The sequence below is a fragment of the Stenotrophomonas maltophilia group sp. Smal32 genome (genome assembly GCF_030237085.1).
Taxonomy (GTDB): domain Bacteria; phylum Pseudomonadota; class Gammaproteobacteria; order Xanthomonadales; family Xanthomonadaceae; genus Stenotrophomonas; species Stenotrophomonas maltophilia_Q.
The window spans coordinates 1-14882 of sequence record NZ_JASJSI010000001.1; the positions used below are offsets into that span (position 1 = coordinate 1).

8 protein-coding genes and 1 pseudogene are annotated in these 14882 nt (G+C 61.8%); 6 read left to right on the plus strand and 3 right to left on the minus strand.

The features are described from left to right. Window positions 1–4 precede the first annotated feature (4 nt). The 5 genes and pseudogenes from QRO91_RS00005 to QRO91_RS00025 all read left to right on the plus strand — a co-directional run. Window positions 5–361 (plus strand): hypothetical protein, encoded by a 357-nt coding sequence (locus tag QRO91_RS00005; RefSeq protein ID WP_197650206.1) that lies wholly within the window; start codon window positions 5–7, stop codon window positions 359–361. 46 nt (window positions 362–407) lie between these two features. Beyond that, on the plus strand, window positions 408–1004 hold the full coding sequence (locus QRO91_RS00010; RefSeq protein WP_197650205.1) for a cold-shock protein: 597 nt from the start codon (window positions 408–410) through the stop codon (window positions 1002–1004). A gap of 100 nt (window positions 1005–1104) precedes the next feature. Further along, the gene (locus QRO91_RS00015) at window positions 1105–1767 is read left to right on the plus strand and encodes an imm11 family protein (protein ID WP_197632391.1); all 663 of its coding nucleotides are present in this window, start codon (window positions 1105–1107) and stop codon (window positions 1765–1767) included. A gap of 41 nt (window positions 1768–1808) precedes the next feature. After that, window positions 1809–4508, plus strand: coding sequence for an XVIPCD domain-containing protein (locus QRO91_RS00020; protein ID WP_285310172.1), 2700 nt, complete (start codon window positions 1809–1811; stop codon window positions 4506–4508). A 206-nt stretch (window positions 4509–4714) separates the two neighbouring features. Further along, window positions 4715–5113 (plus strand): annotated as a pseudogene (locus QRO91_RS00025) (magnesium chelatase domain-containing protein); the annotation flags it as partial. Between the two features lie 188 nt (window positions 5114–5301). Here QRO91_RS00025 and QRO91_RS00030 read toward each other — a convergent pair. Genes QRO91_RS00030 through QRO91_RS00040 form a run of 3 tightly spaced genes read right to left on the minus strand, consistent with a single transcriptional unit; the run spans window position 5302 to window position 12812 of the window. Continuing rightward, the gene (locus QRO91_RS00030; RefSeq protein ID WP_152906612.1) at window positions 5302–6120 is read right to left on the minus strand and encodes a hypothetical protein; all 819 of its coding nucleotides are present in this window, start codon (window positions 6118–6120) and stop codon (window positions 5302–5304) included. Between the two features lie 12 nt (window positions 6121–6132). After that, window positions 6133–10149: an RHS repeat domain-containing protein gene (locus QRO91_RS00035; RefSeq protein WP_370671966.1), complete on the minus strand. Its 4017-nt coding sequence runs from the start codon at window positions 10147–10149 to the stop codon at window positions 6133–6135. 14 nt (window positions 10150–10163) lie between these two features. Next, window positions 10164–12812 carry an RHS repeat domain-containing protein gene (locus QRO91_RS00040; protein ID WP_197632390.1) on the minus strand — a complete coding sequence of 883 codons (2649 nt, stop codon included), beginning with the start codon at window positions 12810–12812 and terminating at the stop codon, window positions 10164–10166. A 414-nt stretch (window positions 12813–13226) separates the two neighbouring features. Here QRO91_RS00040 and QRO91_RS00045 point away from each other — a divergent pair, with 414 nt between their 5' ends. Next, window positions 13227–14726 carry a YifB family Mg chelatase-like AAA ATPase gene (locus QRO91_RS00045; RefSeq protein ID WP_197650201.1) on the plus strand — a complete coding sequence of 500 codons (1500 nt, stop codon included), beginning with the start codon at window positions 13227–13229 and terminating at the stop codon, window positions 14724–14726. Window positions 14727–14882 lie beyond the last annotated feature (156 nt).

A 14882-nucleotide genomic window follows, 5' to 3' on the forward strand; every position in this document is an offset into this window, starting at 1 on the left:
CGCCATGACCACGCCGCACTCCCCTCCCCCGCGCCCCATCCAGGAAGCGCCCTCGGGCGCCCCGGCCCTGGACCCCAACAGCCTCATCGCCATCCTGCACGCCATCGGCGCGGGCGCTGCGGCTGACGGTCAGCCCTGGCCCGAGCGCCATCACCTGCGCAGCCGGCAGATGCAGTTGTCCGACGCCGACTGCGCGCTCACCGGCCAGCGCATCGTGCAGGAAATCCTGCTGGCGGCCGAACGCACGCGCCAGAACGGCGAGCCCGAGCAGTACGTGGGCGACCGGGTGATGGAGGGGCTGGTGATGGCCGACCTGGCACTTACCGCTTTCATCCACGAGCGGGTTCGGCCACAGGACTGAGGACGCGCTTGTGGATGTGACGTTCTGCTTTTGTGCGGGGTGACGAATGAAGAAGCATGGCCTTGCCGCTGCGACGGTGTGTGCCTCGATCATGGGGGCGGTGTGGGTGGGATGGCCCGAGCCTGCGGGCGATCAGGTGTGGGCCTACCAGAAGCTGCAACCGGTCGATTACCGGTTGCTGCACAGTGATGCGCTGGGCTTCGTTACTGCGAAGGCGCAGGAAGGCTTTGAACTGCGCACGCGCTATGCCGGAACCACGTCCTTCGAGATCCGCTGCAAGGGCGTTGTGGTGCTGGACGTGGAGAACGCGCCCTCGCGCGTGCTGATCCGCATGCCTGCCGATGCCCGCTGGCGGGCGCCGGACATCGAGCGTCTACGTGCCAGCTTCGAGCGGTGGCTGGATCTGCACCAGAGTGAGGGCCGGTTGTTGGTGGAGCGTGCGGAGCCTTCGTGGGTCGAGGCACGGCTTGGGCGCCTTGACAGGTCGGTGCCTGATGACCAGCGATGCACGTTCAGGGACCCAGGCCGCCCTTGGCCGGAACCTCCCTCGTCATTCCGTCCGTCCAGCAGACCATTGCAGGCAGTGGAAGGAATGGCAGCATCATCCTCGGCATTGTTCCGACGTCCCCGAAGAATCGCGTGAATCACGTGCCGCCGGCACCGTTTCGGCGCAACTTGTGGCTGCGCTGAAGCCCCGCTAGCATCGGCTCAACGGCTTTTCCCGTTCTACCCCCGCATCCATGATGGAAGCCCCCGTGACCGAATCGACCGCCACCGAAGTTTCAGCCGAAGCCGCATCTCACAAGGGCGAATTCTTCCTGATTGACGCAGGCTTGCTGAGCAACGGCGGGGTTCCCGGTATAGAGATCGCCAACGAAGAGAAGCTGATCGATCCGGGGATGAATGTCATCTCGCGTCCTGATGGAACGCCAGGCCAGTATCCCGAGCGCCCCCACCTGGTTCATGTACCTGAGAAGGGCGGAATGCCACGCGATCTGGAAGAGCTCGCTGGCATCTGGATTGTGTCGGAGCCGTTGAAGCAGCTGTTTGAGCAGTTGGACGCCGCGGCGTTTGCCTTTGTGGCCTGCGACTTCAGCCTTGCCGACGGCAGCCCCGGCCCTCAGTACTACCTGGGCAATGTGCTGCGCAGGCTCGATGCCCTGGACGAAGCCGCTTCCCGCGTGAGGATCAAGCTCGACCACAACTATCAGACCGGCGAGGACGAGAAGCTTTACAGCCTTGTCGGCGGGGCGAGCCTGGTGTTTAAACAGGATGTTGTGGGGGATGCCCATATCTTCCGCCAGGAGCGCATGGGCGCACCGCCCATCTGCGACCGCGTGATGTTTGATGCGTTGAGTGCCACCAGCTTTTCCGGCGTACGGCTGCGCGATGTAGCCGATATTTAAGACGAGCTCTTTCAAACGGATTCTTGAATGAGGTGGTGCGCATGGCCGACACACCGGTTTTTCAGGGACACCATCTGATCGAACAGATTGCGTTCGAGCAAAGCCAGCTACTGAAGTCGCTTGCCAGGAGCGGTCATTTCGCGCTCCACGGACCCAACAACATTCTCAACCTGCCCGCGAACCCTGCGCTGGCGACCAGGTTGAGTATTTCGCCACACTCGGGCGGCCCGTTGAGTGCGTACTCGGATCAACTGAAGTTCGTTCTCGACGACCTCGCGGAAACATCCGATGGCCGAGCCTTGCTGTCGAAGGAGACCCCGCCGGATGTGCGGGCCGCCGCCGCCGAGCGTATGGGTGCCCGCATCCAGAACCTGGAATTCACGCTTCGCGCCGGCATCCTCAACGGCGACCTGGTCACCAACACGCCCGAGAACATGACCCCGGCGGAAGCCAACGCCAAGGTCCGCACCTTCTTCTCTGATCTGGACGGCTACCAGCGCACCCACGCCACGCAGATCGCGGAACTGAAGACGCTCAATCCGTCCGAGTTACGCTGGCGCGGCGTCACCCAGTCCGAGGCCAATGTGAGGTTGGCTCTGGATGCCATCGACGAACCCGGCAACTCCACCCTGAGCGAGCGCTGGGGTGGCCGCGCATCGTTGGGCACCGCCATTCAAGAGGCCAACCAGGGCGGCCGCCTGCCGTTGAGCGAGCAGACCGCCGCCCGGGTACGCACTGCGTTCAACCCGGAGATGCCACTGACCCTCGTGCGCCCTGGCCCGGCAACCACGGCTCCGGAACTGGCTGGCTCTGCTGGGCGAACGGGCGCTGCGGAAGGTGCCGCCGAAGCTGCCACCGGGCGCGGACAGATTACCGGCGCGCGCGTACTCGGTGCCGCTGGCGTCGCCGCTCTGGCCGTGGACTTCGCCATCACCGGCCACCGCGTGGCCGAGTTGCGCAGCGAGGGCAACGACGCCGGCGCAAAATCTGCTGCCACCCACTTCGTGGGGCGTACCGCGGGCGGCTTTGGCGGCGGCTTCCTGTTGGGCGCGGGGTACGGCCTGGTTACCGGCTCGTGGACCGGGCCAGGTGCGCTGGCTACCGGGCTGTTGGGCGGGGTGGCCGGTGGCTTTGCCGGTGAGTACTGGGCCCAGTACCAGGACAAGAAAGCCGTTTACACCCAGGTGGACCGCAACGGCAACGAATGGAGCCGCGATCCGGAAGATGCAAAGGGCACCTGGAGCCGCAGCGTGCGCACGCCGCAGCCCGACGGAAGCTACCGCGAGACCACCATGGTCGCCGGTGGCCGGCTGCTGGATGAACTGAACTACAAAGCCGCCAACGACTCCTATTCACTGGGCATGGCCAACCTGCCCAAGCCGCAGAACCCCTTCAAGCTCGATGCAGGCGGCGAGAGCACGCCGCCGCGCGAGCCGTTTGAAACCAACCGCCACTACGTGCGCAATCCGCACAACGGCGAATGGAACCTCTCCATCCACTCGATGATTGATGGGCGCGTCCCTTTCGACTACACCGTGCCCGTAAGCCCGGAAAAATCCGGCCAACTGGAACGGGAATCGCAGCGCATCATTGCCCAGAACGCCTTGAACACGCCGGAGGCGCTCGCCGCCCGTTACCAGGTGGCGTTCAACCAGTACAACTGGCACGAGTTCGCCACCATTGAGCCGGTACCGGAGGTGATCACGAACGCGCTGACCCAGGCGCAGCCCCTGCACGCTTCCAACGGCGAGAAGTACACGCAGGACGCCAACGGGCAGTGGCAAACGCCGGGTTGGGTGTACGGCACCAACCCGGCCGAGGGCAGCATCATCGAGGAGCTCAATCGTACGCGACAGAGCCAGCAGGCCGGCGTACAGGAGCTGACGTCCATGGCCGACATCGCCCGGGCCAACCCCACGCCAACCGAGTACAGCCTGCGCAGCCAGGTGGTGGACGCCTACCGTAGTGCCGGCATTGTGCACAGTGCCGAAGAGATTGATGACGCCGTAGCCGCCGTTGCACAGGATCACGCACGCGCCGTGCCCGACTTCGGCACGTTCACGCTGCAGGTACAGAAGGATGGCTCGCTGGCCACACTGGCTGGGAAAGATGACGAGCGCATGCAGATCGTTTGCATCACCACGCCAGAGGAGATTGCTCAGGCACACGTGCAGCACTCGACTGCCGAACAGCAGCCCGCGGATGCCTTGCCGCGCGCGCCAACTTCACCTGAGCCCGCACCGAATGCATCGCCGCCACACACCTCCAGGCCTGCCACGCAGCACGACGCTGACGTAGAACGGCACCACAGCACAGCCCTGCGCCCAGATGGCAGCGGGCTGCTGGAACAGCTGCGCTCGTCGGTAGCGATGCTGGATGAGAAGAACAACAAGCCGTGGGACCAGAGCAGCGACCGCCTGCTGGCCAGCGCCTACCGGCTTGCGGCAGACGCCGGGTTCAAGCCCGGCGACAAAGTAGACGCGGCATTGAGTGAAGCCACCGATACCCGTGCTGCGGGCACCACGCTGTTCGTGACACGCTCCGGACCGGGCGCGTCATCGGACCCCGCCGCCAACCGGGCGCAGATGCCAACACAGGACGCCCTGGCGGTCGCACCGGAGCAGCAGTATGCAGCGGCCAACCGGAGCCTCGGCGGCCAGGACCGGGAGCGGTCGCAGCAGCTGGCGCAAGCCCAGGAGCGGCAGCAGGAAGAGAGCCGGCCGGGGCCGCGGATGGGTTGATGGCAGCAGTTCTGGCTGATCAACGCCGATCCACTTGATACCGGGCGATCTCCGGCGCTCACGTTGTAGAGACGGGTTTCCGCACAGGAACAAGGCACGCTCCAGGCACCTGTCGGAATCCTCCTAGCTGCGCCACCAGCAAATCCCGATATCCCTGCGCAGAGCACCTGCCGCACGATCAAGCGCCTCTCTGCAGGAATCCACACATGAGCCTGGCACTGGTCCACAGCCGCGCCCGCGCCGGGGTCGATGCCCCGTTGGTGCGGGTGGAAGTGCATCTCTCTGGCGGCCTTCCTGTCACCCAGATCGTTGGCCTGGCCGAAACCAGCGTGCGTGAGTCCCGTGAGCGCGTGCGTGCTGCCCTTCTTTGCGCCCGCTTCGACTTTCCGCAGCGGCGCATCACCTTGAACCTCGCGCCTGCCGACTTGCCCAAGGAAGGTGGGCGCTACGACCTGGCCATCGCGCCGGGCATTCTGGCGGCCAATGGCCAGGTCGATCCGCAGTCGCTGCTGCAGTACGAATTCCTGGGCGAGCTTGGCCTGACCGGTGAACTGCGGCCGGTGGTGGGCGCACTGCCGGCCGCGATTGTGGCGGCCGAGGCCGGCGCAACCTGATGGATTGGACCCAAGACGATGGCGGCAGCCTCCACTCCGGGCACCACAGCGCCAGTGCGGCGGCGCCGGCGGCAAGTGGCAAGTGGCAAGTGGCAAGTGGAAATCCACCATGCAGACGCGCTTGTCACATTCCTCAATATGACCATGCTCTGAAACACCGCCTAACTGCTCTGCAAAGTCTATCCTGCCGGCGCACAAGGCCAGAGCTCGACACCTCTCAATCCTGCAGCTCTGATGGCGTTCGCTACTGTCGCACTCACAATCATTGCGTTCGCCGACTGATGCTCGACCCCGAAACGCTGCGAACTACGGAAGATCGGCACATCTGGAGGGTTCTTGATTGACGGGAAAAAGCCGCGGTCATGCCATTGGTAGCGTTCCCTGCCGCATTTCTCGCAACGAACTCCATCCAGCTCGCCCATACACAGCGGAACCACAGGCCCAAGATCGAGTTGAACAACCTCATCCAAGAGGCTTCCTTTGGTGTCCTCAACCGGAAGCACTCCGATACCCAGGGGGCGAAGATGTTCTGACCAAACGGAAGTCTGCATGAAGCAAGCTTCCTCTACCCAATTCAGCTTCAGAAAGGCATTCCGCCCCCACTTCAACGTCTTCTTGATCCGGAACGGCGCCACCTGAACTGCGCCTTCGCCACATTTTGGACATCGCGCGCTCAGGTCGTACGCCTGCTCAAGATACAGAAAATCTCTTTCTGGCTGTGGGTAGCCGCTGGCGTGGACAACCTGAAGCGCGCAGTGTGCGGCTTCCGAAATCTCCGCAGCAGTAAACTCCGTGGTCACAGAAGTTGCACCATTCCACGAGCGAATCAAGCTACAAGCTTCACTCCACCCTGGCGCACCTTCCAAAGCAAAGCTCACAGCAATACCACCGACTTCAGGACGAGGATCAGCCGGGGGCTGAACCTTCAAACCTAGAGCACGGAGCTGCAAAGCACGTGCCTCACTCCAAGTGAAAGCAAATCGATACTTGATCTTCATGTCACGATGCTATCAGAGTCCCAAAGATTTAAGGATGGCGGGATGATTGGCATAAATTGACCTTGCGGCGTCCATTATCTGGGCTTGGCTCGGTGGCGGCCTGCCATACGGAAACATCGATCGCCACTGATTGGTAAAGACCTGATGCTCCGTTCTAGTCACCACAACCGAAAGCATTTCACCCTCCTTCACTTGCATAACACCTGCAAACCGCTTCTCAATAAGATGGTGAACTTGTAACCCAGACCCTGTACCTACCATTCTCTTCAGAGAGTTGTAGGATGCAATGCCAAACTCACCCGCACGCGAGAGATTCCCAAAGCCTCTCGCTGCATTGCCCCCACGCAGCACTACCATGATGGAGGCGAGCTTGAGGCCACCAGCAGCCGTTGATCCCGTTGGAGAGTTCATCAACGGAACGACGATCGCCTCCGACACGGCATCGAAATCGGTCAAGCTCCCCTGTCCGATGAAGAAATTCCGTTCAGAAAAGTACTCCTCAATGGCACCCAGGCCTGTAGCCTTGACGGTCTCTGCAGGCGCGGGGGCGTTGGGATCGTGCTGGGGCACTCCGCCAGGTGTCGGCGACGGCGCACCGGTCAGGTTTGCCCCGGCGAACCAGCTGCCATTGCACATATGTGACCCGGTTGCCTGGTCACACGCGCCCGTGGGATCAGAGAATCGGAATGGGTTGTTGCTGGCGTACCGATAGCGATTGAAATTTGGCCCTCCGGAGGTGCTAGCAGCTAACGGATCGGGAGAAATGAACCTCGCCAGTTGTGGGTCGTAGTAGCGCCGCCCCATGTAGACCAGTCCCGTGTCGGGATCCGCAAGATGGCCTGAGTAGCCTGGAATCTTCGCAGCAGGCGCCGCGTCTGCCTCTCCATATGGTGACCAGAAGTGACGCGTCAGCACCTCTCCATTAGCCCTGCTCGTTGCCACAAGCGTATTGAGTGCATCGTGATGAAGATAGGTGAGCGTTGCCCCCGTGGCAGAGCTGGTGCGAATAGCCAGCAGTCTCTTGCCGAGGTAGATGTAGTCGGACGTTTCCCCACCTTGGGTGGATTCGATCAGCTCCCCACCCACGAGATACTGCCAGGAGCGATCCAGATCACTCGCCAAGAAACCAAGTTCACCGCCACCGCGCTCTGGAATGGATACATCCCAGTTGTGGCTACCCGTGATGGGCGCCTGGCCCAAGATGGGTGAATTTTCTGATGTCGGTGCCGACGTTGATGCTGTTGCGTAAGCACGCAGTCCGGCTCCGTCGTAGAAGTATTTCTGTACATCTCCGGCGGAACGGAGCTGGCCACCCATGTCGTAGGTGAACGTCTGGCCGTTACGCACCGCCAGATTGCCTGCCGCGTCGTAGGAGAACCCAGAGACGCCGTTACCGCTGGGGTCCCGCAGCAGTTCCAGGCGATTGCGGGTGTCGTAATGGAACGTGCGCTCCCGCTTCCCTGGCAATCGCATCGAGACGATGTTGTCCAACGTGTCATAGCCGAACGTGTACTGCCCATTCCCACCAAATGCCGGCGCGCGGGCCTGAATCAATCGATCAAGGCGATCGTAGCCCAAGCTGATCTTCCAGGAGTCGCCGCGTACGGCATCGCTGATCTGGCTGATGTTTCCCGTCGCGTCATAGCTGTAGTTCAGATCGACCATGCCACTGTCAACGATGCGGCTGGTCAACTGTCGCGCATTCTCGGTTACGCCACGTACGATGCCATTGCCGTAGGTCAGCGCGGCGGTTTCACCACTGGGGAAGTAGGCGATGTTGCTGGCGAGTACGGCGCCAGTGCCATCCTGTAGCCGCACGGGCTGGCCCAGAGCATTCAAGGATTGCTGGACGGAGTAGCCATCGGGGTAGTCCGTACGAACATGCTGACCCATGTGGTCATAGCCAAATGCCAGCGTTCGGGCGCCCGCGCTGCCTATGACACGGCTCTGACTGACCACCGACCCGAGAGAGTTGTAGGTACGGGTGGTCACCACTGGCACACGGTCCTGATTGAAGACCCTCTCAGTCTTCAGCTGGCCCGTAGGTGTGTACTCAAGCTGCTGATCACCCAGACCATCGGGATAGACCACCGTCTGCAGGCGATTGCTGGCATCGTAGTTGCGTGAAACGCGGCGCGCTGCAATCTGCGGCGCCTCACGGTTGCATTCGGTCAGGCTGGGCAACTCCAGCCCGCTCGCACTCCAGGCAAGATTGCCGGCCGCATCGTAGCCAAACACGGTCGCCCCGGTTTCTGGCTCGATGACCTTGCACAACCGAAGGTTGTCGTCGTAGACGTATCGCCGGGCCACGGTCGGGGCCGGATTGTCTGGATTGACTGGCAAGGTAGGAGCGGCTTTGGCAGTGGCCGCCGCCTGGGCAATTGCATCGCCGGCGACCGAAAGCGTGAATCGATTCGTGCCGGAGCCAATCGGCACCACGATGGAACCGCTCGCTCCGCTGCCGACCACAGAACCGCCATCACGCTTGAGTTCTGCACGGGAGTCCGTGGCCGACCAGGTCAGGGTGACGTTGCAGGTCTGCGCACCAGCTGCAATCTGGCACATCGCAGGGGACACAGACAGAGTGCCACTGGGCGCTGCGGGAACGACGAACGCACCGGAACCATCAATGGTGTTGTTGGGTTGTCCAACGGGAGAAATTCCATGGACATAGATCGGTTGCCCAGCCCGCTGGCGGCGCTGCTCGTTGCTCATTGGAAGCGAGAAGCGATGATTGCCTCCGGCCTTGCAGGACGTAGCTACGGCCGGCTCACTCGCCAAGTCGGCCTTACCGGTCAGGAAGATCGTCCCGCCACTGCCGGCGGCTCCACCGGTGTAGACATGAATGTCGATCGACGAATCAATGCCCGTCGAACACGCCCATCCTCGGATCTGACCGTCGCTGGTGACGCCATCGATATTGCCAATTACCTTGGACGGCGGCCCATTGACGGTGACCTGGACATTGTCACTTTCCCGACCAAACCACTCTTTGCCCTCTTCCAGCAATCGCCATTGGAAGCTGTAGACGCCCGGCAATGAAGGAGCTACCACATCGAATTCAAAGAACGCAGGCAGCTGTGGACTGACTTCATTCGGCATTGGAACCCGCGCCCTGCCCCACCGGACATTATCATTGGGATTCCAGGAACCCAATGCATAGCCCGCAGACGCCGACCACGTGGTATTGCCCGTATTGACGAACTTCAGCTTGACGCGATAGGTCCGCCCGGCCTCCATGCTGGTCGGAACCTCTTGCTCATACATGACGCCGCGATTGAGCCTTCCGGTCGTCTCAAAGGTCTGCTCGCTGCTGGTGCTACCAAAGCGAGCACCATTCCGGTTCATTTGCCATTGGAGCGTTGTCGGCCCGTTCTCACTGGCCGCTACTCCGTTGAACGTAAACGTCGCTGTGCCACCCGGAGCCACGTCATGAGGTACAGCAACCTCGGCAATTCCTAGCTTCGTAGCGCCGGAAACGTAGCGCTCGGCCTGCCCCAGTCGATAGCCTTCCACTGCTCGCCACGTTGTGTTGCCCGTGTTCCGGAAGGTGACGGTACCGCTGAATGGGGTTCCTCTATCGGCCGAGTTAGGCCAGCTTGCAGAGACGTACTCCGCGCCGTCGAAAGGGGTTGGCGGTGCCGCCACCGTGACCGTGATCGTGGGTGAGATTAGTTGTCGGGAAGACTCATTGCCGTTGAAGTTGCGCACGCCAAATGCCTTGTAGACATACTGATACGTGCCCGCCGACAGACCGTTCTCGGTATAGGTCCCGTTCGGAAGTCGGGAGATCACTTGGCCATTGCGCGTGAGCTGTATGTCTTCCAGATACTCCGCTTTGGGGCCGGTACTTGTGACGCCACTTTTGAGCTGCAACTGATAGGTTGCTGGTGCCGTGTAGGAGGTTTGGGCTGGCCCCGTAAGTTCAATCCAAGCGTCAGCGTGTGCCACTTGGCATAGGAAGATGATCATCAGCCCCAGCAGAACCGCCGCGGCCATGCGCAGTTTTTCAGCGTTCACGCTTGCCATCCTTGACATGCCTTTTAGTTGGCGGACTGGGCTACTTCGGTGGTAAGGCCAAAAGCATTTCGTTTGATGCTGACTTTGCTGCCATCGGCACGAATGATCTGCGCAGGCCTCCCGTAGTCCGGGCCTTCAAACGCATCGAATCGGGTGATGGTCTGATGGCCGAGTGGATCCACGACTGTGGTGGTGGCATTGCTGCTGTAGCCAATGGTTGTAATCAGCAGGCCCTGCTCGCTGTCCTGGGACGAAGAGGTCTTCCGCCCCAGCGCGTCGTACTCGGTCCAGGTACCGGTCGCCACCGTGCTATCGCTTGAAGGATAAGAGGTGAACGTCAGGCGACCTTCGCTGTCGTATGCGTTCCTGACCCACCGCTGCGTGCCGGCGACGTTGTTTGCATCGTATTCGCGCACCAGGAGCGGCTGCCAGAGTGCGTCGAGATAGGTTTCCTGGCGCCGTGCCCCTTGGGCGTTATCGACTCGCCAGTGCCCCGGCGAAAGGCCGTACTCATCGGCCGCGACCTGACGGAATGAGATGGTAGTCTTGGCCCACTGGTTCTCATCGACCGGCGGTTGGACTTCGCGCACGCGACCCATCGGATCGTGCAGATAGGAAGTAGTCCTTTGTAGCGCGTCCGTGGTGGAAGTGATCCACCCGTTTCCATCTGCCGACATGCGATTGGTGGTGCCATCGGGATTGATGACCAATCGCGGCACGCCGCGATACCAGTCCTGGATCTGCGTTTCGTTCCCCTTTCCATCGCGCACTGCACTGATCGTGCCATCCGCCGCATAAGTAACACTCTGCAGCAAAGCCCCGGCCCGATAGACGGCATTCGGCTTGGCCATACCGTCATAGGCATACTGTGTGGTGATCTTTCCCGACGCAGCCTCCTTGACACTCAGCACCTGATCCAAGACCCAAGGGCTGGCCGTATCCAGATGCTCTCGTATCTCAGCCTTGGTACCAGAAGGACCGGTATAGCTCACGCGTGCCGGACGGGCCTTGCGATCGAAATCGCTGTAGACCACGCGGTAGGTATCGCCATCTTGAGAGAATGTGCTTTCACTGAGAGCGCTCAGCATGCCCGCCAAGAACTGACCCGCTTGCACCCCGATGGAATGCCCGACCCGCGTACTGAACGGACCGGTCTCGGAACCGAACGTATAGGTGTAGAGCTCGTCACGCTCCACTTGGCCAGCTGCGTCCAGAACCTGCTTTTGCATGAGCTTTCGCTCGTTCAGAGCTGGATTGGCACCGTAGCGCTCGCGAATCTGCGTTCCATCCGGCTTGGTCAGGCTGGACCAGCGGCCGCTTCCCGGCAACTGCAGGTTGTAGCTTCGCGTAGTGACCATCGGAGACAGTCCGGGCCCGGTGATGGTGCGCTTCTTCAAAGACCACGCTTGGTAGTGCGAGGGTGTCAGTCCATTGCAAGGATCGGAGCGAATGAACAACTCCATTTCAAAGTCGAATATGCCTTGCGCACCCGAGGGGGCGACCACCGTCATCTGCGTAGGAGGGGGCTCACTACCGGCCCGTATTTCGCACCCGCCCTCATCGTCGGCTTTACGGATAGGGAAACTGGACTGGAGGCGTCCGCGATGACTGTAAGCCCACGCCGAGCCATCCGGAAGCGTGACCTGGGACAAGCCACCGTCGTTCCCGTCCGTGTCGCCAACATACGAATACCGCCATATGCGCCCATTGGCTTGCACGCTGGTCACCCGACCGTCGCCGTCATAGCTCAGGTCAATCCGGCGACCGTCGCTGGACTGAATGCTAGTGAGTTTGTCTCCGTTGTAACTATAGGACACCCAATTCCCATAACGGTCCTCCACACGCGACGCCAGAAGATAGACCCGCTTACGCCCCACCGAACGATTGGCAGCGCCATCACTGAACTGAGCTGTTGCATAGGGCCTTTCCACACCCCAGTCGAAGAAGTACTTCTTCCCATCCGGGGTGTGTCCAATAAACGCCTCGCCCGGATATCCGTTTCGTGTTGCAGCCAAACAGGTGAACCGTGCTCTCGAAGCCGTCATCCACTTGGGCGCCTCCAAGCCTGGTGCCGTGGCATGGGACGGATCGTCGGCAATCAGAAGCTCCTCGCCATTTCCGCCATGCCACTTCACGTCAATGCCGAAGCCGATATTGGTATAGCCCCAGGTCTCCAATAGGTAGGGCGCCTTATTGACCGAACAACGCTGTGTGGTCTGCGCCCCTGGATCGCCCGTAATCCATCCAGCCCCCTTGGTCCATACGCCCGACATGTGGGGAACGACGATTTCCCAATCGTCAAACAGCGTCAGCCCTTTGGCCTCGCTATAGCGAGATCCTCGGTTGACGGCCTCAACTCCAAAGCGGCGGGCGATGCTGACCGGAAGGTCGAAATTGCCAGGTATGGACACGTCTTCAACGAGGAACTCGGTGCTGCCGTCGAAGCCGGAAGTTCGATCCCCGAATACCTCATCTGCGGATATGGCGGCAAGCGACTGCGCGCTTTTTACCTTCTTCTCATACTCTTGGTAGTTGAAGAGTCCATCCTGGGCTGAGACGTGGAACCCGACTCCCAGCGCAAGTGCCAAGCCAACGATGAGCGAGCAAAGCGGCGAGCCCGGATAAACATTGCAGGGAGCATTTTCCCCCCGCCGGTCCTTGGCAGAAATCATGTCCGTTACATCCTTGGATGAAGGGCGACAAACGACTCAGCTTCCGTTCATGCGGATGATTACTCGAACTGAAGCATCCCTGTCAAGGCCTGATCTTCATGTTCGGACTTCCTCAGTTCAATCAGCAGTCGTCCTGTTGGGTAGCCAGCATGATCGATGCAGTCTGGCGAGTGCCGGATACCGAACGCGCGCGCATCAGCTTCGAGCGTTGGATGAACTCTCAGCGGAAACTGGGACGGTTGCTCTAGGAAGACGCAGAGCCACTGTTGGTCGAGGCGTGCTCTGGGTGCTCTGGCGAGTGTGCACCAGGCGAACACCGGCCAGAATCCTCCTAGCCACTTCACCAGCAATTCCCGATAGCTCCCCGCAGCGCACCTGCCGCACGATCAAGCGCCCCTCTGCAGGAAACCACACATGAGCCTGGCGCTGGTCCACAGCCGTGCCCGCGCCGGGGTCGATGCCCCGCTGGTGCGGGTGGAAGTGCATCTCTCTGGCGGCCTGCCTGTCACTCAGATCGTGGGCTTGGCCGAAACCAGCGTGCGCGAGTCCCGCGAACGCGTGCGTGCCGCCCTGCTCTGTGCACGCTTCGACTTTCCCCAGCGGCGCATCACGCTCAACCTCGCCCCCGCCGACCTGCCCAAGGAAGGTGGGCGCTACGACCTGGCCATCGCGCTGGGCATTCTGGCGGCCAGCGGCCAGGTCGATCCGCAGTCGCTGCTGCAGTATGAGTTTCTGGGCGAGCTTGGCCTGACCGGTGAGCTGCGGCCGGTAGCAGGTGCACTGCCCGCCGCAATTGCCGCCGCCGAGGCTGGGCGCATCCTAGTGGTGCCTCCGGGGAATGCCGCAGAGGCTGCGTTGGCCGAGCACGCCGATGTGCGAGTAGCGCGTACGTTGCTGGAATGCTGCGCCGGACTGGGCGATCCGCGCCTGTTGCCAACCGTGGAGCGCGCAGACACGACACCGTTGCCACTGCCCGATCTGGCCGACGTGCGCGGGCAGGCGCACGCACGGCGCGCGTTGGAAGTGGCCGCAGCGGGTGGGCACCATCTGTTGTTGATCGGCAGTCCTGGCTGCGGCAAGACACTTCTGGCCTCGCGTCTGCCCAGTCTGCTGCCGGATACCGAGGAAGCCGAAGCACTGCAGCTGGCCGCCATTGCATCGGTGAGTGGCGAAGGGCTGGACCCAAGACGATGGCGGCAGCGGCCCTTTCGGGCGCCACATCACAGTGCCAGTGCGGCGGCGCTGGTGGGCGGCGGCAACCCGCCCTGCCCCGGCGAAATCTCGCTGGCTCATCACGGCGTGCTGTTCCTGGACGAGCTTCCGGAATGGAACCGCAGTGCGTTGGAGACTCTGCGAGAGCCGCTGGAATCCGGTCACATCCGCATCGCCCGCGCGGCACGCAGCGTGCAGTATCCCGCGCGGTTCCAACTGGTGGCAGCGATGAACCCTTGCCCGTGTGGCTGGGCCGGTGACCGCAGCAACCGTTGCCTGTGCAGCGATGAACGGATCAACCGCTATCGTGCGCGCGTCTCTGGCCCACTGCTGGACCGTATTGACCTGCATATCAGCGTGGCGCGCATGGACGCGGTGGAGCTGCGGGAGAGCACGCCGCTGGGTGAACCGAGTGCTGCAGTACGTGCGCGGGTGGAAGCCGCCCATGCCCGGCAGCAGGCGCGTGGAGGGCTCAATGCGCATCTGCCGCCGGCAGCGCTGCGGGCGTGTACCCTACTGAGCGAGGGCGATCAGGACATGCTTGAACAGGCCATCGAGCGTCTGCAGCTTTCCGCACGGGCGATGCACCGGATTCTGCGCGTGGCGCGCACGATTGCGGATCTGGCGGGTTGCGAGGACATCCAGACCGCGCATCTGGCTGAGGCGATCGGGTACCGGCAGCTGGACCGGGGAAAGCCTTAGAAGCACCCGTTGGAGAGGACGTTGGTAGAGTCGACTGTTAGTCGACTCGCGCGCGAAGCGCAGATTTCCGCGGAGCCGATGAGTAGAGCAGTCGACTAACAGTCGACTCTACCCAGAGAAGGTCATGACAGCGGTTGGGACAATGCCATAGCAGGT

Bases quoted from the DNA above. Each gene is read 5' to 3' on its own strand.
- QRO91_RS00005 (WP_197650206.1), top strand. From the start codon at position 5: ATGACCACGCCGCACTCCCCTCCCCCGCGCCCCATCCAGGAAGCGCCC.
- QRO91_RS00010 (WP_197650205.1), top strand. From the start codon at position 408: ATGAAGAAGCATGGCCTTGCCGCTGCGACGGTGTGTGCCTCGATCATG.
- QRO91_RS00015 (WP_197632391.1), top strand. From the start codon at position 1,105: ATGGAAGCCCCCGTGACCGAATCGACCGCCACCGAAGTTTCAGCCGAA.
- QRO91_RS00020 (WP_285310172.1), top strand. From the start codon at position 1,809: ATGGCCGACACACCGGTTTTTCAGGGACACCATCTGATCGAACAGATT.
- QRO91_RS00030 (WP_152906612.1), bottom strand. From the start codon at position 6,120: ATGAAGATCAAGTATCGATTTGCTTTCACTTGGAGTGAGGCACGTGCT.
- QRO91_RS00035 (WP_370671966.1), bottom strand. From the start codon at position 10,149: ATGGCAAGCGTGAACGCTGAAAAACTGCGCATGGCCGCGGCGGTTCTG.
- QRO91_RS00040 (WP_197632390.1), bottom strand. From the start codon at position 12,812: ATGATTTCTGCCAAGGACCGGCGGGGGGAAAATGCTCCCTGCAATGTT.
- QRO91_RS00045 (WP_197650201.1), top strand. From the start codon at position 13,227: ATGAGCCTGGCGCTGGTCCACAGCCGTGCCCGCGCCGGGGTCGATGCC.